Below are 24940 nucleotides of genomic sequence, written 5' to 3' on the forward strand. Positions count from 1 at the left end.
GAATATACCACAACTGCAAATCATTGATGGCATGGCAAATGACAGTTCGTGCTAAAAAATCAGGAGTTATTTCACCTTCAGCTCCTTTAAAACCTCTGACATCTGACTTTTGAGTTCTTTGATCTCGTGATCTTTTTCGATCAGATGCAATGTCAACTCCTCGATCTTCTCGAGCAGTTTGGCGTTCATTTCACCTAGCGCGATTCCGTTTTCGGCCACTTCTTTGGCTGAAGGCATGTCAGGCAGTCGGTTGTTTTCTCTGATAAAGACTTCTGTTTCCTCCAGAGATTTGAGGGAGTAGTCAGCGGAAAAAACATAATCCGGCCAGGGGGCGGCTTCTACTTTTACTTCTTTGGAGCGAATGGTGCCATTCACCTCTAGTTCCTCTGATGGTATGGAAGTACCAATCCCCACCTTGTTCCCAAAATAGACCGGCCATTGCACACTCGATATACCAAGAACACGACCCGATATATTTGTGACTCCCGTAGGTGCGACAGGCTCGTACTCTGGCGGGTCGGCAATGGTCATATTAATACCATCCACCTCTACTACTACCGTGGGAGTGCCTGTGATCCCAACGAAATGAAAGTCCAGAGCACTCAACCCTCCGCCAGTAGTCCCCGAGCGTATGGCAGCCACATGGTTTCCATTATAAAACAGGTTTTCTACGATTTCTATGGATCCATATTGACTATACCCCATGAAGGTGGCATGGAGCTTAATAAGGGTGAGTTTATTATTACCCAAGCCACCGTAAATGCTGATCTCTCCACCAGCTCGCGGATGCCCTCCCAGAATGAGGCGGTACCAGCCATCTCCATGATTGAGCGCAACATTTGCAGATTGAGCTTTGAGTTCTCCCCATCCAAGTATAAGCATGAAGACAGGTAAAAAGGCGGTTTTTATCAATAAGGAGAGGCGTTTCATTGGTCAACAGGGTTGGAAATAAAAAAATGGTTGGTTTTTGCGGAACCAAAATAAGAAATAATCCCGGATGTGCAATATTAAAATCTCGGGGATGTGAAAATCAATATAATAGGCAGTGGTTTGGAGTGGTCAATGCCCTTAAAGTGACTCCCTCAGCGGGCTTCAGTCCTGGCTGCTGATGTTCCCCTCCACTGGCTTCTGTTTGGAAATGAGGCTTACTTTATCCTTCTTATTTAGTCAGTTACTTACTGACCACTTATGTTAGACTTAAGCTACGCTGCGCTAAACTTAAGCCAGGGCGGGGGATTTCTTTCAACAGCAACTGGCACAATAAAAAAGCCCCTGACTTCTCAGAGGCTACTTTTTCAATTTCCTACCAAAGAAAAGGCACAAGTGAGACGCATTGCGCCAGTTTTCTTTATCTCATGCTTGGGCAGATGGAAGGAAATGTCCTGAGATGGTCAAGACTCTCGACGATAATCGAACTATAGAGGTCTCTAACAAAAACCAGCTCCACTGCGGATCCAACCAATAGACCGTGGCAAAGCTCACGAAATATAGTCCTTCAGGATTGTGAAACTTGTACTTTCTACTCATAACAGAAAAATACTCAAGAAATAGAAAATCACATGAATAGACCAAGAACCAGATATTGCTCAAGGCACACGCGACACGCGTGCGCTAGCGGAGGGAAAACAACAAGGTAGAACCGACTCTTAAAACCTTGCTCAAAATTGCGGATGCTTTGGAAGTGACTCTGGATGATTTGGTGAAAGGTAAGGATGACCCCTTGAAGGAAGTAGAGGTAAAGGATAAGTCTCTAATGAGCAAAATTCAGATGATAGATCAACTGCCTACCGAAGAAAAAGAGACTGTCCTGAAGGTCATTGATATGGCACTCACCAAAATGAAGATGAAGGATTTCTTCCAGCAACAACTAGCGCATTAAAAAAGCCCAACCAAATGGCCGGGCTTTTCAACTTATTTCGTTTCTTTCTTCTTTATCAGGATTAATTCTCCTAGCGACTTACTGCTTGGGGTTTCTAACCTAGGCCGTCCCTTAAAAACTTTGTAGAAAACACTGTCAGTATCCATCATATCAAAATCGCTGATCCATATACGATCTTCTCCAACTTGACCCATTGCCTCGCTTCCCTTCCTTTCAATAAACCATTCGTTATTTAAATCCTTTATCGATCCTTTATCCACTTTAAAGCACAGTTGATACCCTTCTTGAATATTCGTATCATCGTAACTGAACTTGGTGAACCTCCATTTTTTTTCTACCCAAGCTTCTGTCACATTGATTTCTGGTAGGTCAGACCCTATTGGCCGATATCGAACTTCATATTCAGCAGTAAACACTTCTCTACTTTTAGAGTCAGATATGCTTTGACTAACTCCCGGTCTTCCATCAAGCTTGATATTGCAGCCAGAGAAAGCCATACCCAAAAAAGCCAATACGATTATAAGTTTCATCTAATTCACTCTTAAACGGTCAGACACATCCGTTCCTTTATTATTTTTCTTGATTTTTTGGTATCTAACATTGGGGATTGGAGATAAAGTTTTGGTTGTTTTGGTTGTTGGGATTCCTCCTGGGCTAATGTATGAAGAAGAGCCAGTCGAGTAACCCGGATCAAACCCAGCGTTAGATAAAGCATCTGAGCAAACATCTACACAATTATTTGATAGAACATTGTAGTCTTTATCTAATTGACTATTCGCTCCGTCCACAGCTTTATTATCTGTCTCGCTATCAGATGGCAACATATAACCTTGAGTGTAATAAGGATTCCCATCCTCATCTTTATTTAAATCACTATTTGCAAATTCTTGCAACGACCCGACATAAACTCCTTTCTGATCATTGTCTCCTTCTCCCGATGAACTAGTAACTCCACCTTCTACTGAACTTTCTGAAGATGCAGTACCATTTTTAGAATAAAGGGTATAACCATCGTTATCATTTCCCACCAAGATAGCAGCATGTCCGGCACCAGCAACTGACTCAGGAGCAGTTATGACAATTACCGTGTCACCTAAAGGATCAATGTATTTCAAAGGGTTGTTACCCATCCCAACATAGGGACTCTCAAAAGGATTTGCCTTTGGATCAATTTGTCCCCATCTACCTAACCAAGGATCATAGGTTCTAAACTCAGTCAGATAGGTTTCAGTCTCATCTTGCAATTCCATTCCCTGGTACAAGTAGTTGTTTTTAGGGGCCTGTGCCCAGGAGTTAAAAGTCCCCCCAAAAGGATAGTAATCATCCCGTTGGATCACATTTCCACCTGCATCTACGGTCACCCGCACGTTGCCCAGGTGGTCAGTGAGGTTGTACTCATACAGAAAGCTGGCGCCACTCTTGCGCGCCCGGCCCTCACTGTGCTGGATGAAATCAAGTAGCCCATCACGGTACTGTATCCCCCCGAGATAGTCTATATCCGCTCCCGAAGTAGTCTCTTTTTTCAGCTTTACTCCTGAAGCATCATAGGTATATTGTACCTCCTGCACACCATTCCCATCAGTATAGCTCACGCGCTCAGGGAGATTCAGGTAGTTGTAAGTAATACTACCAATCGCCTTGTTGGCATCACTGATCATGTTGCCGTTTTGGTCGTAAAGATATTCATTAGCCATGTTGCCTTCACTCCCAGCCTCATCAAATAGTGTGTTATTCCCACTGTCCCCTACACTGGTCAGTTGATTACCTAGGTAATTGTAGGTTAGATTATCCACTATCATACCCTGATACTTTCTGGTAAGATCCTCAATGTTACCATTCATATCATACCGAATACCTCCATCATCACCAGATAAGGTATACTGGTCAGCATAATCAGGATGAGATGAATCATGGTCTGCCCTCTTTAACCGGTTAAGACCATCATAGGTGAAATCATAATACTGAAGGTCATCAAGAGTGGTAGTCTCTTGATCTACGCTTTTCCAAAGCATTCTCCCAATGTTCCCATTGTATTGCTGATGGCCTGATGAGCTAACCTCATACATTAACTGTAACCCAAATTTATCGTTACCATCATCATTATCAAAAGTGCCGCCATTAATGGTTGTCAGCCAACCACGAATATTGTACCGATAATCTACGCTCTGCACAGCATTGCCAATATTTTTCTCCACCAGCTCCCCGATCTCATTGTAGCTATTGCTTTGCATGGTCACAGCTCCTTGTTGGTCTATCTTATGCGTAGCAGTGATCAACCGGTCCATATGATCGTAAGCATAAGTCTCTTCAGTATCCACGCTCTCCTCCCCATCATGGTTGCGGATGCTCTTCTTCACGGTGCCCGTAAAGGAGTAGGCATTACTCACCCTGTCTGTCCCCCCATGGATGTTGGTACTCATACTCTGGATCATCCGATACCTGTCATCATAGTAGGAGGTCGTATAAAGGTAGTCGTCTGTACCCAGTACTTTGACCTTACTCCCTGTCACTTGTCCGCTCACAGCACTCATTGCCGTGTTTTCAAAATCAGCCCCTTTGTCTATGTAGTTGTGCGTATGGTTTCCAAAATAACCCTGTCCCTTGAACCGATAGTCATCATAATAAGTCACCGATAGTACCTGATCAAACGTGATGCTACTTCTGCTTTCATTGGGATAGGTAGTGCTTGTGCTGTAGCCGTGACCTGTCGTAGTGATGGTCTCACCTCCGCTCATGGCCTGGGCATCCGCCCTTATATCCACAAGGTCATCTGTGATGGTACAGATACCTGTCATAATTGGCCTGTTCAGCACATCATATTTGGTAAAGGTGTATTGATTATATGCTGTGGTTGAGATGGAAAAAGCGTTGGTACTACTTCCGCCGGCATGAAATCCCGGAGTGAGGGTAACGGTGCCTCCATTGAGTTGGTACGATTGCCCTGAGTACTTATCCAAAGAAATATTGCTACTGACCGGCTGCACACGCTGGTTGCCATCCTGGGTCAGTACCAGCCGATCTCTGGCATCATATACCATATAAACCGGCTCAGCTCCCGGTACCTGTTTTTCGATCATGCGCCTTCTGCCATCATACTGGTAACGAAACATCCATTTCTTACGAAAAGCGGCATCATTGAGCAGACTGTAGGTTGTTCCCATCTGCACCGTTCCCTCCGGTTGAAGCACAAAAGTGAGTTGGCCATACACATCGTACAGATAATAAGTAGTCGCATAGGTGTTACCAGATACCTGGCTTTTCTTGGCCACCGTCTGCCCCAGCTTATCTCTGAACTCAAGGCTAATGTTTCCGTTTTCATCAGTCGTCTCTGTCACCCACAGGTCCCCGGCACTATAGGCGCTCTCATGGGTGATCGTTTGATTGCTATTATTTGCAACACTAAAACGCTGTAGAATATGTTTAGAGTCCATAATCGGGACATTTGATGAATAGTCCATAGCGACAAATTTGTCTGGGCTTCTCCAGCCGCCACCCGCGCCGTATTGCTTTGACGGTCTGTTAAGCGGTGATGCTTCAAACTTCGTTTCACTATAATAGTACGTGGATTCATCGGCCACCTTATTGGTAGTGGAGGAGTAAAAAGAAGCAATCTCCGTACTCCAGCTACTATGATAGTTCCCTGGGGTGGCGTGCGCATTTTCATACATCAGGTAGCCTTTATCCTGTCTTCCGTAGGTGTCATAGGCTATTGGGGTCACCAAATCTTTGCTATTGGGGGATCCTTTTCGTATGACCTGCTGCATGGGTCGGCCCAAACCATCATAGTATTGGGTAGAGCGCATAACCTTTGTCTGATCAGTGACCCCAGTGATACTTCCGGTATAACCACTAATCCGGGCCCTGTGGGTGGTCACAAAATTCTCATCTGAGGTCTGTGAGTAACTAAAGTGGGATAGTACGATACCCGTGAGCGTTAGTAGTATGGTTCTTAGGTTCATCAGATCAGGCGGTTAGTTTTTGTAATTGTAGGTGTACTCCTCCAGGACATTTCCATGATGGTCTATGGTCTGAGATAGACGGCCATGTGTGTCGTATATGTAGTGCAAAACCCTCCCGTTATGATCCGTTTGAGAACTAATGCCCACAAGTGGTTTATGAGAATAGCTAGTCATTTGCGCATCCGTCGGACATAATCTCAGATCATCTATTAGGACAGTAGCACTCACGCTCACTAAAACAGTGGTAACTACCTCTGTTTCAAATGAATAATATCGCCAATCGGTATGATTTACACTCGCACTAACTGTCCCTCCAATGGAACCAGTAGATGTTGTCCTTTTTGCCCAAAAACCGACTCTGTATTTCTGCGAGGGTAAGTTGGATTTAGTGATACTGGCATTTCTAAAAGAAACAGCTCCGAATTTTGCATCGGAGCTTCTTGTATCCGAGGTTGGAGTACTCACAAAACTCCATCCACCTTCATTGCTTCCACTTTCAAAAGATGTAAAAGCAATTTCTCCCAGATCACCATTAACAACGGAGGCCATTGGATATATTTCATCGATATCCCATATAGTGCTCTTCGTTATCCCATCATTGGTTGATATCTGTCTCAATTTTCCAGTACTCGCGACACTATTGACCTCAGCAATGAGTCGAAAGGTCTGATCCGTTAATTCCTCATAAAAGAACTGCGGAACATAAAGGCCGCTCATGGAGCCGTAAATTAGTTTTGACCCACCGAGCAATATGCCGTCTTTCCATCGCCTAGACTCCAATGGGATTCCAACCATATTTCGGTAATCTCTCATGAATGCCTCCCCTACCTCGTGCGCATACTTGAACTCTGTTCGAATCTCATCATCGGTTCCATCGGGAACTTCAATAGCAACTATATTCGTGTGTCGAAGGTCGGGATCATAATAATACTGCGTAATGGTAGAAACACCATCAACAAGCTCTGTCTTGGTTTTCAGTCTCTTCCAAGACATAAAAATCTGATAATTACGCAAATCAATTTGCTGTTGCCTTAGTTCGTCCAAATAACCCTCATCACATGCAGCTCCGCACAGACAAAGTTCTGTTGCTTCAAAGTTGAGCCCCACCCGCATAGCCTTCACTCTTTCATCGAGCGTAATGGTTTCATGCAGATAACTTACGTGCCTTAGAAGGTCATCGGTTGCATTGTAATGTTTCTCGTCAACCAGATTCCCGCGCAGGTATCCCTGATCTCGCAGTTCAAACCCTAAAAATTCATGTGGGGTATAAAGGAGACCATCCTGAACAATATCATGTTGATAAACTGATTTACCATTAAGGCCAGAACCATCCCCATCAGTTTCCGTGACATATCTATATGTTACCAAATCACCAGAAGGAAAACTTCGACTATGAAACGGAGTGTTGCTCGCACTCCAAACAAAATCATATCCACCACACTCATTCCAATATTTTGATTTTACTAAATAGTCCTCTGGGATAGGGACATTGCTGGAATTATACACTCCAGATGAATAGCCATCCTCCGGGCTATCATATTCGTATGTCTTTTGCGTGAGAAGATCATCATTGCTATTATAATTCTTGATATTGATTACTCTCAAACCTCCGACCACCTTGTTAGTGGTAACCCACTCGGTTGTAGAAGGGTCAGACCACTCTAAAATGAGATTAGCATACTGCATTGGATCTCCAGTGCCTCTGGCCTCAAGCCTGTATTGATGATTGGGTATTAAAATAACCTCAACAGTTCCTGAAATCTGATTGCCTCCTTGAGAGAACTTAATTGAGTTAGCAGTTACATCCTTTAGCTCCACAAAGGTTCCGACAAAATTAGTCCCTCCTGCACTCCCAATGGAATAATTAAGTTGAGCGCTTACATTGTTCAGTTGATTAGGGAAAGTAAAAGTAGTTATCTTGGTTCTCGTGGATGAATTAGGGAAAACTCTGGCCTCTTCCGTGTAGCCCTGCCCACTAACCTCCACCGGATAAGTATACTTAACACTGTTTGGTTCAAACTCGAAAACTGATTTACCACCAGTTGGATATTTTATACTACGAATGATGCCAGCTTTCATATACTCACTGTGCGGCTCTTTATTTGCCGCTCCAAGTGTATACAATGAACCATCAATATTAACCGTGATTTTGGGAATATGAGAGTTGAAGGTGTTCCCGTTTTTGAAACCCCAATAGTCCTGTTTGTAGGACTGGAAAACGGGCAATTCGTAGTTGCCACTTTCCAAATATGTAAACTCATAAGGCGGTTTAGAGGATACCCCATCATTACCAAACTCCTGAATGGCAGTTAATTTCATTCGCTTATAAGTCGCTGAAGTACCTCCCGATGTAGAGAAGTAAGAATTATTGCTTAATACAAAGGATTTGATTGGGCTAACGCTTACATCATCAAATACATCAATAGACGTAAGTCGCGTCTTGTACAAATCACTTCGATTGTCGCTAGAATTAAAAACTACACTCCCATTGGAAAAGCTGATACTGCTCAACACTTTAGCTCCGACATAAGGTCGAGCTCGAGTAGAAGAAGAAGGTGAGCCTACAACAGTGTTTCCTTCCCATTCAGAGGTTAAATTATGACTTTGCACTAGCACAGGATTCCACGTTTGTGCCAAATCACGATACTGAAGAATAATTCGACTCTCATTGTTTGGATAATCTGGATTTCTAATCTCCTTCAAATACCATGTTACATGACCGCTCGAGAAAAAGTTACCTGTATTCACAGTAGAGACAACATTAAAGAAATATTTGACTCCTTCTGGAGTAGTCGCAACAATCTCATTGATCACTTTGTAACCACCTTCTACCCCGACATTAACGGTGAATTTTATATCTGATTTTGGCTGACAAAGTACCTTTGGCTGATTCGGGTTCTGCAGGTTTGGAATCAGATAGAATTTACCAGAGTGCCCTGAAAAATTATAAGAGAATTCATCAGGCTCGGTATCAAACTGACCATTTCGCATTTTTATCAGATGGTCGTAGTGCTCTGCCTCATCAATTAAGGACACATCCAATATACCCTCCGCATCAAAAAAAGGAATGTACTGATCTTTCAAATACAATAGACCATTGGAAGACTCATCTAACGTACCACGAATGGTTCTGGAAATCATCCCTCCCGCATTCAAATTCCATCCCAGCCCGACCCATGACGCGATATCATCCACCTTATTTCCACCTGCATGATAGGACAAGGAAATAGGTAATGATAACTCTCCGGATTTAGCCGTGAAAATAGGAATGGAGATATTGGGAACACCCGTTTCTCTCCTTATAGGATAATCTCCTTGTCTCATAAACTGCTCCACCTCTGGTGAGGGAGGTATTGTATATAAGTTAGTTGGGTTACTAACTTCTTGACCTAACAAGATGAATCCAGAAAACAACAACGGAAATTGCAAGAGGTAACATAACCAACTGCTTTTCCAGACTTTGCATGAACTGCTCCATCCTAATGCGCAGATTATTTCATTCATTTCATTTGTATTGGGTTGATCAAAATGCCTTCAAAAACTATTAAAGACATAAAAAATTAAAGGTCAAAAAAAATTAAACAAACCGGTTGCCTACAACACAGAATGATTCTTGTACATCTTCAGGAAGGATTTTAACACTAACGGGTTGAGAAAAATTATTCAATAATAAACCGCTATTTACATTAAACCAAAAAAATGGAGACATTCTTCTCATGGGATATGTCCACCGCTCAAAATGGTCTAATCCCTCCTTTTGAAAATCTCTGATTGATCAGCTTTGCTGACCACCAACACACTATCCAACGGCTGATAGTATAGTTTAATTTCTCCAGCATTTACCTCCAGCACCTTGAACTCCTCAAAAGAATCGCCCTTTTTGACCATCCGCGGCATCATATTAAGCATGAGCATACCGGTGGTCACACGAGTGCCAGACACTGTCCCTCTAAAAACCACCTGCGGGATCGCCTTGTGCATTGGCCTCTCTCTGTTTTCGACAGGTGCCAACTCCTTCACTGCTGGAGTGGATAGATCTTTCAAAAAGGGGTCGGGGTAGTTAAGGTAAAATCGATACGGTTCGTCGACAGTTTTCGCCAGATCTTTAGCCGATAAGCGAATGGGTGAAAGGGTCTCTTCTGGTTGAGAGGTCAGGTCGAAGAGCCTCACCATAATCAACCCCCAGATGAGGGCCACAAGCCCCAATAGCAACCATTGTTTGGTCTTGCCACTCACTTGCTATTGATATAGAGGTTGCGAATGGAAAGTGGGGTAACATATGCCTCATTTTTGGCGCGTACACCCCATTGGTAACTACCACTATCCAGATTCAACTGCAGCTTGTTATTCACAAGCTCCTGCTCATTGACCAGGAGCTCAATATGCTCAAATGAGGGCGAAACCAGAATGAAATCATAGGTCTCCGCACCCGCCAGCTCTTCCCACCAGAAGGTAAGGTCATGCATACTGGTAACCAAGCTATCTCCTGGCGCTGAGAGCTTCACTATTGATCCGGAGATATCCACCGCCACATCCATCCTGAAAGTGCCGGAGGCCGTACCCGTTTGATACCTGGCATTTGCACCTCGCACCTGCCACTCATAAGTGCCGGGAGGAAGCGCTTTATGGAGTTGGTTCTGAGAGATACTGGTATCCAGAAGCACCCGCTGTGGGTTCGCCAGGTTGGGACTGGCTATTTTTACATGATACGCCGTGGCGCCAGTCACCTGCTCCCACCACAAATCCACCCCGGCACCAATGATCAGTACATCCTGGCTTGGTGAGAGTTGACCAATGGTCTCCTGCGAGATATCCAACACTTGCACAGAGTCTACGGCAAAGGACTGACGTACCCAGTCAGAAGCGTAGGAGGCGTTGGTGCCCCTAAGCTCCCATTCATAACTGCCCTCAGGAAGGGATACTGACATCTTATTACTGGTGGTAAGTGTATCTAACAAAAGTTCTTGAAGGTCTGAAAACGAAGGGCTTACCAGCCGAACTTCGTATTGGGTTGCCCCGGGCATTTTTTCCCACCAGAGCTTGGCGGTCTTTCCTATGATCAAACTGCCGTTGGTCGGGCTAATGATTTCGGGTTGACCCTGAAGTGCTATCTCACTTCCACTGGCTGTGGTGTCTATTCGGAAACTTCGGTAAAAAAACTGCGTGGCATAACCAGCATTGAAGCCACTTACCTCCCATTCGTAAGCTCCCGTTGGGAGTACCATGGTGATCAGGTTACTGGTGGTCACTGAGTCCATCCATACCCTGCTGGCGGCCTCAAAACCCGGGCTGACCAAATGAAACTCGTAGGAACGGGCACCATCCACCGGTTCCCACCAAAAAGAAACTGTATCCATGGTCAATACCGCACTATCTGCTGGTGACAATAGAACAACCTCCCTGCCGGAAATGTCTTCTTCGATCACATCGCCACACATAGAGAATGCCAATCCTAAAACCAAAGCCAGGGTGTAGCTACGAACCATATTCATTTTTTCTTAAAATCATTTTAACACGCAGGTGAGTTACTCCGGTCTTTCTTTCAAATTCTTTGTGAAAATCAAGAGACTCTAAGGTAACTGATTTGAAATCACTTTCCACAAAGCGGATAAATTTTACCATGTTGACATATAGACCACTAAATGTGCACTCATACCTCTCGGCCCCCTCCTTTGAAGTTTCATTGATCTCAACAATCTGCAAATTGGACTGCTCTGATCTGCTCACCAAAACGGCAAATATTTCAGCCTTTGAAGAGGCTCTGGTTACCACGGCTTTCAGGGAGTCTATTTGCCTATTTTGAGTGGAGAGTTGGGCGATTTCAGCAATCAATTGCCGCTCTCCTTTTTGTGTAAGAGCACTCAGGTATTCATTTTCCTGATGAATACGAATGGTCTTTTGGAAGGCTGCAAAATAACCCACCACAAGGAGTAACACGGCAGCACTCACCATCATCAAGGTTTTTTGCTGATAAGATAAATTACTCCACATTTCTCGAAAGGATTAAATTAAACCTACCCTGTTCATTGCTCAGATCAGGCCCCTGAAAACGCTGAAAGATCACATCCTCTACCCAATCCATTTGCTCCACCTGATGCACCCAATGGGTAAAATCAATGGGATCATCAGCTTTTCCGCTGATGACTACCCGCGGATTTGGGGGCTGAGTTTTCTTCCCCGGTCGATCAGACGGGGGGTTGATCAAAAGCTGCTCGAGAACGAGGGCTTTAGGAATAGATTTTCCAACCATGTCACAGATTTGAGCAATCTCAGGCTTGCCTTCCATATCTGAAAGCAGGTCCTTATTACTCAAGAGATAGGCTTGCAACTGCTTCTGTTTCGCTCCCAGCCGCTCAATCATCGAAGATTTATCTCTCAGCTCCTTGTTGGTGTCATTAAGAAAAACAAAAAGTGTGGCATTGATCAGGAACAATGCCAGCAACACTCCCAATACCGGATACCTTAAGCTCAGGTAGACCTTCTTGAACTTCAGATCTTTCTGGTTATGCTGGAGCTCGGGATAGCCCGTGGTTTCACCAAATCCATTTAACGCATTAAGGGCCGCACAAAAGGGAGGCACCAAGTTTTGATCAATCAATGTGTTGTCGCCAAACTGCAAATCTGACGGAACCACTTTCTGGCCAACAGGTCGGTTACCGGAAAAATCAAATTCGAAACGCCCAATAGCCACCCTTGAATTGGTGGTTCGGCTATGGATTGACCGGGCCAGCGGGTACTCATTGAGTAAACCGAGATGAACCCCGACAAGCTGATCTTTGTAAGGCTCCAGGGGATGCAACAATTTTAGTACGGAATCCTTTCTTGCAAACGCGTAGGCGCTGCCCATAAAGTTGATCAGAAATTCACCTTGATCCTCGTTGGTCACTTCTTCACTGAAAACCTTTTGAATACCCTCAGGAGTTAACTCATCTTCGGTAAATGCACTCAAAATTTGCTCAGAATACACTCCCAGGGATATCGGAAGTACCGGTCGCTGTAGTATATACTGCAAAATGCTTTCGGTGCCCTCCAAGGCTTCTCCCATACAAATCTCTCCCTCAGCGTCGATCCACACCAGCGCACCTTTGACCTCTAACCCGTCAGGTGAGTCTTCGATGCTCAGCCCTAAACATTCCTTCCTTAAGTATCGCTCCAATACTTTCATGGTGCTGGTTAATAGACGATTGTAGGCTTAATGAAAATCAACAGCTTAGTCTCTGAGTTATCCTTGGTCTTAGAACTAAAGAGCCATTTGAGGATCGGAATTCTGGAAAGCAGCGGAATCCCACTCCCTCCTTCGGCCTTGCTCACTTCTTCCAGGCCTCCTATCACCACCATTTCCTCATTCTTCACCCTGATTTTAGAGATGAACTTCCTACTGGCATTGCCCGGAGGAGCTCCGGTGATCTCCGGAGGAATGAAATCACTAAACTCTGCCTCTATGGACAGGGTAACATCCTCCATGTCACTCACGAAAGGACTGATCTTCAAATCCAGATTTGCTTCCACTTTCTCATACCTGGGGGTCACCGTCACAATTGGGTTGACTCCTCCTGTTACATTTTGAGTTTCGATCAGGTAATAGACCGACTGACCAATGGTCAGCGTAGCTTCATGTCCATTCAGTGTAGATAGCTTGGGGGTAGACCTGATATTCAAATTATTGTTCTCTTCCATGGCCTGGATCGTGGCATAGAAACTGGGGGTAACCCGGCCAAGGTTCATGATTCCCCGGCTATCCAGATTATTCAGAATCCTGTTGAATGTCTGTGAACTAAGGGTCACGTCTACGCCCGAAAATATTTGTCCTTGTGTAGTAGGGACAGAATCTCCCAAAAACGCCTTGACCCCTGTCCTCAACGAACTACCCTTTCTCATTTCTACCACCATCACTTCTATCAGCACATTGGGAACAGCCCGGTCTATATCGTTCAAAAAGCTGGTTAACCTATTGATCGCTTGCTCACTCCCCGTAAGAATCAGTGCGTTCAGGTCATTAAATGGTTTCACCTGCACTTGCTGGATCAAAGACTGTGGAATCACCGCCTCCACACCTTCTACAGATCTGTTTTTGAAGGAATACACACGGGCCTCGTTGATTGTACCCTTCTGCATTTCTCCGATTAGATAAATACCCTTATTGGTCACTGAGTAGGTCTGATTAGAAGATTCCAGGGCTATATTCAAAAAATCCTCAAATGATACGGAGTCCAGTCTACAATTGAGCATCCCCTGAGGATCACCCAAAAGGACATAACCAATATTCAATTGTTCTCCCACCTGTCGGATCAACTCAACAGCTGGAGTTTGGTAGCAATTTATGGATAGGTAGGGAAGTCCATCCATATAAAAAGTCTTCAAATCATGACCTCCGGAATGCGTATAACCCGCTGACCGCCTGCTGGGCCGGTTATTTTCAATTTGAGGTGCAATCTGACCCGAGACCTGATAGACGTTTTCGGATTTTTTTTCAAGTTTAAGGTTATTGGCTTCCGCGAAGTTTTCGATAGCCACCTCTATGGGGAGGGCTCTGATAAATGCATTGACCATCTGACCCGCTACCGCCTGATTGACGATCACATTATACCCGGACTTTCGGGTGATGTCCGCAGCTACTTCTGCAAGCAAATTGTTCTGAGCATTGATGGTCAGTAATTGATGCTCCTGATCATATGTAGCAATCGCTCTTTCGGGCTCTACAATACCTTGATGATAGAAAGAAAAAATATTATTGGTGAATTTTATTTGCAGGTCATATTCGTCGCAGATAAACAGCAACAAATCCTTCACCAGCACATTATTGAAGTTATTGGTAATTGCTATCTGAGGGATGTTGCCCAGGTTCACATTTAAATGATGAGTTTCGGCCACCGCTCTCAGTAATTCGGACAGTGGAGCATCCACCAGGGTAAAGTCCACAGGCTCATTAAGACCGGCAATTTCCTTACTGAGTGTATCCAGCCGCTGACTCAGGCCAGACGGATCTTGTGCCACTACCCCACGGGCAATAAGAAAGAAGAGAATAACAAAAGTGAATGATTTGCTCAAAGTAAATACGTATAAATTTCCTCCAGAGAGGTCTCTCCCTGCTCAAACTGTTCTATTGCACTCGTCATCAGACTACCATTTTCGGAGCTGTACTGATCAGGTTTTGAAAAAATCAACTCCTTGTTGGTCTCCGTGATGTTGACCATTTCGTAAATAGCCATTCGCCCCTTGTAGCCTGTCCCATGGCATTCACTGCAACCAACGGGGGTAAAATAACAATCTATTTGGGAATTCTTCAAAATTTCTGGTAGCTGTGACAAATCTGATTGCCTGTGCTTGCATGCTGGACATAACCTCCTGAGCAATCGCTGGGCCACCGCTACATTCAGGGTATCCGCTATCAGATACTCCGGAATACCCATCTCCATAAGCCTGGAGATAATGCCAATGGCAGAGTTGGTGTGCAAGGTAGACATCACCAAATGACCCGTCATGGCTGCTCTGATCGCTATCCTGGCCGTATCCACATCCCGAATTTCACCCACCATGATAATGTCCGGATCCTGCCTCAAAAAAGTGCGCAGGGTGGTAGCGAAATCCAGTCCTACTTTTTCGTTTAACTGTACCTGGTTGATCCCGTCAAGCGTGTATTCTATGGGGTCTTCAATAGTGAGGATATTAGTAGTGGGCACATTGAGGTATTTCAATGCCCCGTAGAGTGTGGTGGTCTTCCCAGAACCGGTAGGTCCACTGATGAGCACCATGCCCTGGGGCCTGGAAATAGATTCCAGAAATAGCTTTATTTGACCCGCATTTAGTCCAAGCTGCCGAATATCCAGATTGGATGCATCACTGGATAACAACCTGAGAACCACCTTCTCACCAAACAAAGTGGGCAGCACTGAAACCCTAATATCATATTGCCCCTTTGCATTTTTAATGAGGATGCGACCATCCTGAGGCAGGCGTTTCTCAGCAATATCCAGGTTGCTGATGATCTTGATCTTGTTGACATACTCATGATACTTCTCCTTTTTGAGTTCATACCGCTCGATCAGCTTACCATCCAACCTCATCCTGATCCTGGACCGATCCTGATACTTTTCTATGTGGATGTCACTACAGCCAAGCTCATTGGCTTCCGAAATCATCTCGCCGATAAACTCATCAGAGTTTACATTGAGCGAGCGCACCGTGTCTCCCCCAGATCTGATGTAATACCTGGTGAGTTGACTATCTATCCACTCACTATCCGCAACCTCTATGTGTATCTCCTTACCCGTGATGACGGAAAGTTGCCTTGCCAGCATTTCAGGTTCTTGAGCATCAGCGTACAACACCAAGCGCCTCCCTTCAGCCATCTTAGGGAAAACCCGATATTTCCAGGCAATGGAAGTGGATAACTCTTTGATCAGATTAGAAGAAATAGGTGCTGACTGGTCCAACATAAATGTGAATAAATAAGGCGACAGTAAATATAGGGGCCAAAAACCCTGCAAGCGGAATCAAGTGCTGCTTTTTATACCTTTTGGATAGACGATTGGCCATCAAATGCATGCCAAGTGCTGAAATCAGCCCGGCATTGAGCCAGATCACGAAATCAGGAAAATCGAAGTAAACCGATACAATCATTAGGTAGAATACATCCCCCAGACCGAACATACCTGAAAAACTGAGCTGATTGCGCCAGCGAATCAGCAGCATAGAAAGACCAATAATAACAGCAAGGAACCCCCAATTGAATGCGAGGCCCCAGAGCGAGATGGGCTGCACAAAAAAATGAAACAATACGGGCAGTACTGCAAAAAAAAGGATTAGGTACACATGTATACTTCTGCTATTAAAATCCTGCCAAAAAATCAGGAATGAGCAGAAGCTGAAAAGCAGGAGAAAAATCACATACATCAATCCTTTTGGGTCTCTATCATGTTTCCATCCTGATCGATCTCCCAGATATTCATCACTCCATCGCCATCAAAATCAACCTGAGCTGTGGCCCGAGCCACATAGGTAGTGGGCGTTGCCTCCAAGATTTCGATTAAGTAGTTCGCATTCCCAGCTTCCTCACTGACTAACCCCTCCTGTTCAAATCCAATCTGGTCCAGGTTGTCACTAAACCTGGAGTACTCATAGTAATAGGTCTTTTGCAGGGTATGAACATGCTTCAGTGCCTGCTTGGCTTCTATGGATCTGGTGCGGGTAATGAGTGGCATCAGAGAGGGCAATGCCAATAACACCAGTATCCCGATGATCACCAACACTACCAGCAGTTCGGATAAGGTAAAGGCAGCCAGTCGCTTTTTATTCAGATTACTCATAAGATTCCTTTGGACTTTTTTTCAAATTTAGGAAAATCCTCATTGGTTTAATCAATTGAGGAACTCCAATTTGGTGCGGGTGATGTATCCTTACCACATTTCCTCTGTGGATGATCTCAGGTACTGGTGAGAGCATGTGCTCGTTAGTATTTAAGTTGCAAAACTAAACCTGTTATTCTTATTGATCCTCCAGCTGATTGACGCGTTCCTTCAATGCAGCGATTTCCGCCTGTTGAGATTGATTCTGCTTATTCTGCTCAATCAAATAAAGCGTCAGTTCCTCGATCTTCTGAAGCAGTTTCATATTCAATTCGCCTACTTTTATACCATTCCTTAGCATCTCATCTTCAGAAGCAATTTCTGGCAGATGCTGATTTTCATTGATAAATGCCTCTGTCTCTTCAAGTGTTCGCAATTGATAGGAGCTCTCAAAGACAAAGTCGGCACCACCCACTATTTCAACTTTTACCTCTTCACCTTTGATTTGACCGTCTACTAACAATAGTGCTTCATCCTGAAACCCTGGAGCTATTCCAATTCCTACTCTCCCTGTATTTCTTACAATAATATGAGAATCAAAACCGTTCCCATCATCAAAACCAATAGCAAGGTTGTTATTTTGACTATGCTTCAATCCAAAAAAAATAGATGATTGATTCGATAGTTGAAACTTCAGGAAGTTACTGTCACCAACCAAAGCCATATCCTGATAAACTGATAATCTGCTCGAGGATGGCTCCAACCCAATGCCTACATTCCCTTTTCGCCAAATGGGATCGGTAGAAGAATTACCACTCCACTGAGCCCAAAGAGGTGTTGACAGAAGTACAGCGGATAATAGTACCAATATTTTTCTCATCTTTCTATCAATTGAATTATTTATCCTCTCCTTGAATAATTTGCTTCTCTAGTACTTGAATTCTCGTCTCCAGCAACTTGTTTTGTTCGCGGTGAGCTTTGATTTCCTTGTTTTGCTCAATCAAATAAAGCGTCAGTTCCTCTATTTTCTCCAGCAGTTTGGCATTCATCTCCCCCAGCAAAATCCCCTGCTCCGCCACCTCTGTGGCCGATGGGATGCCGGGTAGGTGCTTGTTTGCTTTTATGAAGTCCGCCGTTGCTCCCAAATCTGGAAGCTCATACCCTCAGAAAAAACGTAATCTGGCCAGGGTGCCGCTTCTACTTTTACCTCTTCCATGATGGCTTTACCTGCTATGGCAAGCTCGTATCCGGCAGGAAGCGCTGTAGTACCTACTGTAAGAGCAGATGAAACATGTGTAAGTCCATCACCACGCACATAAAACCGCTTAACATTAATATCAGGATCCCCAACTATGAAATAATCGGCTGTCGAACCAACATCGAAATCATCAGAAGGGTTAATCCAGAATTGAGCTGAATTGTTGCTCTCAATGTGTCGAATTTCAGCTGGGTCATTGGTCTGAGCACTGAAAAGTAACCTGCTCGTTGTGCCATTCTTACCCAGCGTTAAGTAACCAGAATGATCAAGTTTCAACTTAACTGAATTATTGATACGCCATTCAAAACCACCTGTGGTTCCCGAGGTAGAAGACCCGATGAGCGAGGAAAGCTGCGAATCCCAGGTACCCACATTCCAAACCAACCTACCTCCGCCCTGAAACCACAACTCATCAGAATGCGAAATACTGTGCCTGAAATCATTGTAAACACCAATCGTCATTCTCAAGTCTTCTGATCCGGAGCCAGGACTATCAGAACTTTCATCTTGAACAAGAATAAAAGCTCTATCTGACCCATAGTTTACGTTTGAGTGAAAGTTCATAAGAAAACTCCCACCACTGCTAGGAGACTTAAAGTTGACCAGACCACCACTGAAAGTGTTGCCATTCCACTGAGCAAACCCCAGATTGGACAAACAAACCAACGCAAATGTCAATAAACTTCCTTTCATTTTATTTTAGATTCAAGTTCGATGACTCTCTCGGAAAGGTTTTGATTGTCATTTTTTAGTTCAATGACATACAAAGTGAGCTGCTCTATCTTCTCCAGCAGTTTGGCATTCATCTCCCCCAGCAAAATCCCCTGCTCCGCCACCTCTGTGGCTGATGGGATACCGGGCAGGTGCTTGTTTACTTTTATGAAGTCCGCTGTAGCTCCCAGATCAGGAAGCCGGTACCCCTCAGAGAAACATAATCTGGCCATGGTGCCGCTTCTACTTTTATTTCCTTACTCCGAATGGTGCCATTTACTTCCAGTTTTTCAGTGGGGTTGATCACATCAACTCCCACGCTACCACCTGCGGTTAATGTCAAATTGTTTTGCCATTCCCATGATCCCGAGTTGTAGTATCTTGTTTGAAGCAACATTCTTCCACTGGCATTGGCATTACTTTCATTATTCGGTGTGACCATAATCCTTCCCTGCTGCCAGGCGTTACCTCCATTGGTATTGGCAGGAATCACAAAGCCTAATGTAGCACCCTCATTCATGCTTCGAGTACCAGAGGAGGCTTCAATAATCAAATTAGCTGCCTTCTCATCTGTTGAATTGATATCCACAGCATCTGACAAAACATGGAATTTTGCATCCGGGTTGGATAATCCCACACCAAAATCACCGCCCTTAATAAATGATTTCCCTGCTGGATGAAGTTGTATTTTAGTTTGATTGCCAGCGTTATTAAAAATTATGGCTCGATTATCCAAGGCATCAAAAGCAATGACATTGCCTTGATAAGATACCCTCAGGGCATTGCCCGAAAATCTTCCAATCTTAACTCCATCATCTACATTTCCGCTCGCTAAAAATTTAACAAACCTGTTGTTGTTCATTGTAAGATCATCGTTGCCCTGAGCAACGGCTCCTATGGCTAGAAGGCCCAATAAAATACTGACTAAAATTTTCATGGCTTATTGCTTTTTAAGTTGGTCTATCTCTCGTTCTTGCGCCTCTAGTCTCTCAAGAATCAGGTCTATTTGTTTATCCTTTTCAATAAGGTGGAGCGTAAGCTCCTCTACCTTCTCCAGCAGCTTAGCATTCATCTCCCCCAGCAAAATCCCTTGTTCAGCCACCTCTGTGGCTGATGGGATACCAGGTAGGTGCTTGTTTGCCTTGATGAAGTCCGCTGTTGCTCCCAAATCTGGAAGCTCGTACCCCTCAGAAAAAACGTAATCTGGCCATGGTGCCGCTTCTACTTTTACTTCCTTACTCCGAATGGTGCCCTTTACTTCCAGCTTTTCAGTGGGGTGAACGACACCAACACCAACATTGCCACCACCATAAGCCAAGGTCACATCTGCAGATGAATAATGATTTAAACTGGCGTAAGCATTTGATCGGGAATCCATGATCAAGTGACCAGTGCCATCAGTACTGGCCATAATATTCGGATACCCATTTGCCCGACCCACTAGCATGGTGGGCTGAGAGGCCAATGACAACAATTCCAATCTTGCATATGTGGAAGTTCCCCCTAATACCAGGCTTCCTTTGAAAAAAGAATCTCCATATCCGGTCAAACGAATATAGTTGGACTGATCCCTACCATAAACATCAATCAATCCGTAACCATCATTTGGCCCATTACTCCCACCTCCTCCTTTGGTTAATCTGACTGCATTAAAACTTCCCGCAGTGGTCTGATAGGCAAAATGATAGTGGCCATTCCAATTTGAAATCATGAAATTAAGATCGGAGGCCCCTCCATAACCGTAGGACTCAATGACATTGGTGACATTGTTATGGGTGCCATCTCCGTCCGATTCAATTCTTAACCTGGCATAGCCACTGCCTTTATTCACAGTATATGATGACTCCTGGGCATAGGCAGAATGCACCAGCAATGTGATCATTAAATAAAATAGTAAGTCCTTCATTGTTTCTTATTCTCAAGGTTGGTTAGTCTCTCATTAAGCTTTTTGTTTTGCCGCTCCAGCTCGATCAAATGAAGGGTAAGCTCCTCAATCTTCTCCAACAGCTTCGCATTCATCTCACCCAGCAAAATCCCCTGCTCCGCCACCTCTGTGGCTGACGGGATGCCGGGTAGGTGCTTGTTTGCTTTTATGAAGTCCGCTGTAGCTCCCAGATCAGGAAGCTGGTACCCCTCAGAGAAAACATAATCTGGCCAGGGAGCGGCTTCTACTTTTATCTCTTCCATGATGGCTTTGCCAGCCACGGCAAGCCTATAACCTGATGGAATCAAGTCTGTATTTACTCCGAGGGCTTTATCATTCGTATTGATAAACACCGCAGTACTCGTGGGAGCTCCATCCCCTGAGTTAATATCGGTGAATAGCAACTTATCGTCAGTCATTATCCTAAGTTGACCTCCATAATCATCAATTCGGCTGTAATAATTAGCCCATGAATCATTCCCCCACACCAATCCTTTGTTGGCAGTGCCATTATGAAACCGAATGGGATCCTCGAAGATGGTGGCGCCCTTCACATGCAGTTTGGACATTGGCTCAAGTGTCCCAATTCCCACTCTTTGGAGGTGTTCAGAATTATACACGACATTAGATGGGCTAATGGGCACAATACTCGATACATCTGAAACAGGAGTGAGGTTAAAATCAGTGGTAGGATCTGACACATCAGTAATGGTAAACCCATTAGCATATGTAGCATTGGGAGTGGGAGTACTCTTCAAAACAAGATAACGGTTAGCTCCTGATCCAACATAACCCCACTCAAGCTTGATCTGCTTGTGATTGTAATTATATTCACTAACAATGGTAAACTCAGCCGTATTGTAGTTCCCGGAAACAATATAAACCACCATTTCGTGTACTGCGAAATCGCCTGTGGCGTAAATTTTCACCAAACGATTACCCCGAGTTCCGATCTGATACCACGTATCTCCGCTCGGTACGGAGTTGGTATAGGGCTGACCAACAGCCCACTGACTAGCCATGATCGTGACGAGCAGGAAGAATAGTATGTGTTTCATCGAAGAGGTTGACATAAGCGGTGATCACCAACGGGCTTACATTTCTCTATTTAATTAAAATGACAATAGCCCAAAACAAAAAAAAGAAATTAACACATAGGATCAAAGGCTAATTTGTGAATAACGCAACTTCATGCTTTGATACTCTTGTGAACGCCACAAGAGCATATAACACTGACCTGTCAGGAAGGCTGTAAGAGCATACAGATATTCCTTCTCATAATTTTTTACTTATTTTCAAGTGCTTGAATTCTTCCCATGAGTTTGTCAAACTCGATGCTTTTAGACTCCAATTGCTCCAATCGTTCTAAAAGCTCGATCTGATAGAGCGTTAGTTCCTCTATTTTTTTCAATAGCCGCATGTTCATATCTCCAAGATCAATTCCATTTTCACCAATCTCAGTAGCAGAAGGAATTTCAGGAAGGTGCTTATTTTCGGTAATGTATGCTTTAGTTTCCTTTAGCGATAGGAGTTGGTAATCGGATTCAAAGACATAATCCGGCACATCAATATTTGCAAGCACCTTGACTTCAGTTGCTCTAATCTGTCCATTCACTGCCAACTTTGACTTAGGATCTTCAATGCCAATGCCAACATTTACAGAATTGGTTCTGTCCAATAGAATGCTATTACCTATGCTTAACAAGTTGATACCAGCTCTGTGCAGTTCCAGTTCACCATCGTTGACAATATCAATGGTGATATCATCGTCCTCATTTCCAATTCCACCAGTTCCGAATCCAATTGACGATCCTCCTTGTGATAAAATTTGATAGTTGTTGAGCGCTATGTTCCCATTTACATCTAATCTCTGCGATGGAGTAGATGTTCCAATACCAACCTTACCAATGCTTTGATCAGTGTGTTTGATAGTAATATCCGCAAAGAAGACAGGCTGTCCTCCGGCCCCTACCCCAAACGTATTCCCCAACTTCAAATCTGCGTTGTGTGCACCAATTACTGAATAAGAGTTATCTGTAGCCATTCCGATCGAAAGCCCTCTTGCTTCATTATCTACTCTTGTCACATCAAAGCCATAACTGATTGGATCAGTTGCTTCTAGCGGGGTACGCACCTGAAGGGGAAAATCCGGAGTAGTGGTGCCTATCCCAACCATTCCGTTATATAGATTTAGAAGATCAGTATTCGAAGCACCACTTTTATAGATGTTCAACGCTCCGGAAAATCCCGTTTGTTTGATAGAAAAACTTCCTCCTGAGTTGGTCACTAATCTCCATGAGTCAGAATTGTTTCTTATTTTAATGGTGCCCTCAATATCTAATTTCTCCGTTGGACTAGAAACACCAACCCCTACAGCCCCGCTTCGCCAAATCGGATCGGTCGTAGAATTACCATTCCATTGGGCCCAAAGGGTGGTTGACAGAAGTATGGCAGGCAACAATATCAGTGCTTTTCTCATCTTTTCTTAGATTTAATTTGTTTTATTTCAATGACTTCCGATCTGTGAAACTTGCTTCTCAAGTTCCTTGATTCTCATCTCCAGGGATTTATTTTGTTCGTGGTGAGCCCTTATTTCTTTATTCTGCTCAATGAGATAAAGCGTCAATTCCTCGATCTTCTGCAGCAATTTTGCGTTCATCTCTCCCAAGTTGATACCATGTGCTGTTACCTCAGCTTCACTGGGAATTTCGGGTAGATGTTGATGCTCACTGACATAACTTTCCAATTCCTCCAGGGGCCTTAGCTTATAGTCTTTTTCAAACACAAAGTCAGACCAGCCACTTGATTCTACTTTGATCTCTCTTGCCCCAATAGAACCTTCAACGGCCAGTTTGTGAGAACCCGTTGCTGACGTCCCCATTCCAATCTGACCATTATTTTTTATATATATCCTATCGATCCCAGCTGTTCGTAAGTGTAAATTAGCCCCTCCTTCAGCATCCAAAACCGCACCTCCAGTCCCTACCCAGAGCTGAGCACTTCTATTCTGAGCAGCATTCAAGATTCTCAACCCATAGCCGGAATTGGAGGATGATTGCTTAATAGCAAGCCTGTAGGTTCCGGGACTGGATATGCCCACAGCCATATTACCTGATGTGGTAAATACAAACTGAGGAAGCCCTGCAGCGGTTTTCAGGCCCAAATCCTTGTAAGATGTTCCGTCAAAGTTATGTGACGAAATATAATTTCCATAAGTATAATTGGCGGTAGAGGGTCCGGCAGCACCGATAGAAATACGGCCTTCACCTGTCCTAAATCTCGCCACCACATCAGACCCTGAATTTTCCAGCACGTCCAATTTGGATATTGGGTTTGTCATCCCCACCCCCATGTTACCACCACTACTTGGGAACACAATGAAATTCCCCAAACCTGTCTTAATGGTCAGGTCACGATCATTGTACGTGAACAGAGAGAAATCATTTCCATCGCCGTAATCTGCACTTGATTCGTTCAGCATAAGCCCCGCTCCGTAATCGGAAGAAGTACCTATGCGAATAAACTTATATACCCCGGTACTATAATGCTTTGGATTAAGGTATTGAACATCTACCTGTTGTGCAATAACACTTGAGATGGAACACGCGAGCAAGATCGAATAGAAAAGAACTTTCATAGGTTAGGATTATTTGGTGGTAGTAAGTTTCTGGCTTATTTGGTGACAATATAAACCCAACAAAAAAAGGAAATTCCCCCTTAGAATCAAAGACTTATTTGTGAATAACGCAGGGCAGTGTGATTCACACTCAGAATGCTCAGAAAGGTACGAGCGTTGGTGGTAAGGACCAACGCAGTAAGCCACCCGACTATTATCTGAAACAACATCTCTCAGCTCCTAAACTGACTACTCATCTCTACTGAGAACCGTTGTGAGCTTCCCTTGGCGAAAATGCTAGATTTCAC

The 24940-nt window shown here is 44.1% G+C and carries 21 protein-coding genes and 1 pseudogene; 1 reads left to right on the forward strand and 21 read right to left on the reverse strand.

The genetic code is table 11. From position 1 onward, the window contains the following. Positions 1–66: 66 nt before the first annotated feature. Positions 67–930: a hypothetical protein gene (locus tag ACHKAR_RS21480; RefSeq protein WP_395419528.1), complete on the reverse strand. Its 864-nt coding sequence runs from the start codon at positions 928–930 to the stop codon at positions 67–69. A 700-nt stretch (positions 931–1630) separates the two neighbouring features. On the opposite strand from ACHKAR_RS21480, the pseudogene ACHKAR_RS21485 reads away from it, so the two are divergent. Then, positions 1631–1879 (forward strand): annotated as a pseudogene (locus ACHKAR_RS21485) (helix-turn-helix domain-containing protein); the annotation flags it as partial. Positions 1880–1911: 32 nt separating this feature from the next. Here ACHKAR_RS21485 and ACHKAR_RS21490 read toward each other — a convergent pair. The 20 genes from ACHKAR_RS21490 to ACHKAR_RS21585 all read right to left on the reverse strand — a co-directional run bounded on the left by ACHKAR_RS21490 (position 1912) and on the right by ACHKAR_RS21585 (position 24653). Next, positions 1912–2409, reverse strand: a complete 498-nt coding sequence (locus ACHKAR_RS21490) for a hypothetical protein (RefSeq protein WP_395419530.1) — start codon at positions 2407–2409, stop codon at positions 1912–1914. After that, positions 2410–5838, reverse strand: coding sequence for a DUF6443 domain-containing protein (locus tag ACHKAR_RS21495; protein ID WP_395419532.1), 3429 nt, complete (start codon positions 5836–5838; stop codon positions 2410–2412). A gap of 12 nt (positions 5839–5850) precedes the next feature. Continuing rightward, positions 5851–9162, reverse strand: coding sequence for a hypothetical protein (locus ACHKAR_RS21500; protein ID WP_395419534.1), 3312 nt, complete (start codon positions 9160–9162; stop codon positions 5851–5853). A 420-nt stretch (positions 9163–9582) separates the two neighbouring features. Then, entirely contained in the window at positions 9583–10074 is a 492-nt protein-coding gene (locus ACHKAR_RS21505) for a hypothetical protein (protein WP_395419535.1), read from the reverse strand. Further along, positions 10071–11330, reverse strand: a complete 1260-nt coding sequence (locus tag ACHKAR_RS21510) for a hypothetical protein (RefSeq protein ID WP_395419537.1) — start codon at positions 11328–11330, stop codon at positions 10071–10073. Before ACHKAR_RS21510 ends, ACHKAR_RS21505 begins: the two co-directional genes overlap by 4 nt. After that, a complete protein-coding gene (locus tag ACHKAR_RS21515; RefSeq protein ID WP_395419539.1) occupies positions 11314–11829 on the reverse strand; it encodes a hypothetical protein in 516 nt (171 codons plus the stop codon). The genes ACHKAR_RS21510 and ACHKAR_RS21515 overlap by 17 nt, the downstream gene beginning before the upstream one ends. Further along, positions 11819–13003 carry a hypothetical protein gene (locus ACHKAR_RS21520; protein ID WP_395419540.1) on the reverse strand — a complete coding sequence of 395 codons (1185 nt, stop codon included), beginning with the start codon at positions 13001–13003 and terminating at the stop codon, positions 11819–11821. Before ACHKAR_RS21520 ends, ACHKAR_RS21515 begins: the two co-directional genes overlap by 11 nt. An 8-nt stretch (positions 13004–13011) precedes the next feature. Continuing rightward, positions 13012–14886, reverse strand: coding sequence for a type II secretion system protein GspD (locus ACHKAR_RS21525; RefSeq protein WP_395419541.1), 1875 nt, complete (start codon positions 14884–14886; stop codon positions 13012–13014). Next, complete coding sequence (locus ACHKAR_RS21530) at positions 14883–16274, reverse strand: GspE/PulE family protein (protein WP_395419543.1); 1392 nt, start codon at positions 16272–16274, stop codon at positions 14883–14885. The genes ACHKAR_RS21525 and ACHKAR_RS21530 overlap by 4 nt, the downstream gene beginning before the upstream one ends. After that, entirely contained in the window at positions 16243–16614 is a 372-nt protein-coding gene (locus ACHKAR_RS21535) for a hypothetical protein (RefSeq protein WP_395419545.1), read from the reverse strand. Before ACHKAR_RS21535 ends, ACHKAR_RS21530 begins: the two co-directional genes overlap by 32 nt. 116 nt (positions 16615–16730) lie before the next feature. After that, positions 16731–17144: a type IV pilin protein gene (locus ACHKAR_RS21540; protein WP_159582203.1), complete on the reverse strand. Its 414-nt coding sequence runs from the start codon at positions 17142–17144 to the stop codon at positions 16731–16733. Between the two features lie 178 nt (positions 17145–17322). Beyond that, a complete protein-coding gene (locus tag ACHKAR_RS21545) occupies positions 17323–18003 on the reverse strand; it encodes a hypothetical protein (RefSeq protein ID WP_395419546.1) in 681 nt (226 codons plus the stop codon). A gap of 16 nt (positions 18004–18019) precedes the next feature. Next, positions 18020–18268 carry a hypothetical protein gene (locus tag ACHKAR_RS21550; RefSeq protein WP_395419548.1) on the reverse strand — a complete coding sequence of 83 codons (249 nt, stop codon included), beginning with the start codon at positions 18266–18268 and terminating at the stop codon, positions 18020–18022. Further along, on the reverse strand, positions 18244–19074 hold the full coding sequence (locus ACHKAR_RS21555) for a hypothetical protein (protein WP_395419549.1): 831 nt from the start codon (positions 19072–19074) through the stop codon (positions 18244–18246). The genes ACHKAR_RS21550 and ACHKAR_RS21555 overlap by 25 nt, the downstream gene beginning before the upstream one ends. Further along, the gene (locus tag ACHKAR_RS21560; protein WP_395419550.1) at positions 19071–19325 is read right to left on the reverse strand and encodes a hypothetical protein; all 255 of its coding nucleotides are present in this window, start codon (positions 19323–19325) and stop codon (positions 19071–19073) included. The genes ACHKAR_RS21555 and ACHKAR_RS21560 overlap by 4 nt, the downstream gene beginning before the upstream one ends. Beyond that, positions 19259–20029: a hypothetical protein gene (locus ACHKAR_RS21565; protein ID WP_395419551.1), complete on the reverse strand. Its 771-nt coding sequence runs from the start codon at positions 20027–20029 to the stop codon at positions 19259–19261. Before ACHKAR_RS21565 ends, ACHKAR_RS21560 begins: the two co-directional genes overlap by 67 nt. Before the next feature lie 3 nt (positions 20030–20032). Next, positions 20033–20998 carry a hypothetical protein gene (locus tag ACHKAR_RS21570; protein WP_395419553.1) on the reverse strand — a complete coding sequence of 322 codons (966 nt, stop codon included), beginning with the start codon at positions 20996–20998 and terminating at the stop codon, positions 20033–20035. Further along, a complete protein-coding gene (locus tag ACHKAR_RS21575; RefSeq protein WP_395419554.1) occupies positions 20995–22074 on the reverse strand; it encodes a prefoldin domain-containing protein in 1080 nt (359 codons plus the stop codon). The genes ACHKAR_RS21570 and ACHKAR_RS21575 overlap by 4 nt, the downstream gene beginning before the upstream one ends. A 227-nt stretch (positions 22075–22301) precedes the next feature. Continuing rightward, on the reverse strand, positions 22302–23495 hold the full coding sequence (locus tag ACHKAR_RS21580; RefSeq protein ID WP_395419555.1) for a hypothetical protein: 1194 nt from the start codon (positions 23493–23495) through the stop codon (positions 22302–22304). Between the two features lie 27 nt (positions 23496–23522). After that, a complete protein-coding gene (locus ACHKAR_RS21585; protein WP_395419556.1) occupies positions 23523–24653 on the reverse strand; it encodes a hypothetical protein in 1131 nt (376 codons plus the stop codon). Positions 24654–24940 lie beyond the last annotated feature (287 nt).

The sequence above is a fragment of the Marinoscillum luteum genome, from assembly GCF_044005705.1.
Taxonomy (GTDB): Bacteria; Bacteroidota; Bacteroidia; order Cytophagales; family Cyclobacteriaceae; genus Marinoscillum; species Marinoscillum luteum.

Bases quoted from the DNA above. Each gene is read 5' to 3' on its own strand.
- ACHKAR_RS21480 (WP_395419528.1), bottom strand. From the start codon at position 930: ATGAAACGCCTCTCCTTATTGATAAAAACCGCCTTTTTACCTGTCTTC.
- ACHKAR_RS21490 (WP_395419530.1), bottom strand. From the start codon at position 2,409: ATGAAACTTATAATCGTATTGGCTTTTTTGGGTATGGCTTTCTCTGGC.
- ACHKAR_RS21495 (WP_395419532.1), bottom strand. From the start codon at position 5,838: ATGAACCTAAGAACCATACTACTAACGCTCACGGGTATCGTACTATCC.
- ACHKAR_RS21500 (WP_395419534.1), bottom strand. From the start codon at position 9,162: ATGAGACAAGGAGATTATCCTATAAGGAGAGAAACGGGTGTTCCCAAT.
- ACHKAR_RS21510 (WP_395419537.1), bottom strand. From the start codon at position 11,330: ATGAATATGGTTCGTAGCTACACCCTGGCTTTGGTTTTAGGATTGGCA.
- ACHKAR_RS21515 (WP_395419539.1), bottom strand. From the start codon at position 11,829: ATGTGGAGTAATTTATCTTATCAGCAAAAAACCTTGATGATGGTGAGT.
- ACHKAR_RS21520 (WP_395419540.1), bottom strand. From the start codon at position 13,003: ATGAAAGTATTGGAGCGATACTTAAGGAAGGAATGTTTAGGGCTGAGC.
- ACHKAR_RS21530 (WP_395419543.1), bottom strand. From the start codon at position 16,274: ATGTTGGACCAGTCAGCACCTATTTCTTCTAATCTGATCAAAGAGTTA.
- ACHKAR_RS21540 (WP_159582203.1), bottom strand. From the start codon at position 17,144: ATGAGTAATCTGAATAAAAAGCGACTGGCTGCCTTTACCTTATCCGAA.
- ACHKAR_RS21545 (WP_395419546.1), bottom strand. From the start codon at position 18,003: ATGAGAAAAATATTGGTACTATTATCCGCTGTACTTCTGTCAACACCT.
- ACHKAR_RS21555 (WP_395419549.1), bottom strand. From the start codon at position 19,074: ATGAAAGGAAGTTTATTGACATTTGCGTTGGTTTGTTTGTCCAATCTG.
- ACHKAR_RS21560 (WP_395419550.1), bottom strand. From the start codon at position 19,325: ATGGCCAGATTATGTTTCTCTGAGGGGTACCGGCTTCCTGATCTGGGA.
- ACHKAR_RS21565 (WP_395419551.1), bottom strand. From the start codon at position 20,029: ATGAAAATTTTAGTCAGTATTTTATTGGGCCTTCTAGCCATAGGAGCC.
- ACHKAR_RS21570 (WP_395419553.1), bottom strand. From the start codon at position 20,998: ATGAAGGACTTACTATTTTATTTAATGATCACATTGCTGGTGCATTCT.
- ACHKAR_RS21575 (WP_395419554.1), bottom strand. From the start codon at position 22,074: ATGAAACACATACTATTCTTCCTGCTCGTCACGATCATGGCTAGTCAG.
- ACHKAR_RS21580 (WP_395419555.1), bottom strand. From the start codon at position 23,495: ATGAGAAAAGCACTGATATTGTTGCCTGCCATACTTCTGTCAACCACC.
- ACHKAR_RS21585 (WP_395419556.1), bottom strand. From the start codon at position 24,653: ATGAAAGTTCTTTTCTATTCGATCTTGCTCGCGTGTTCCATCTCAAGT.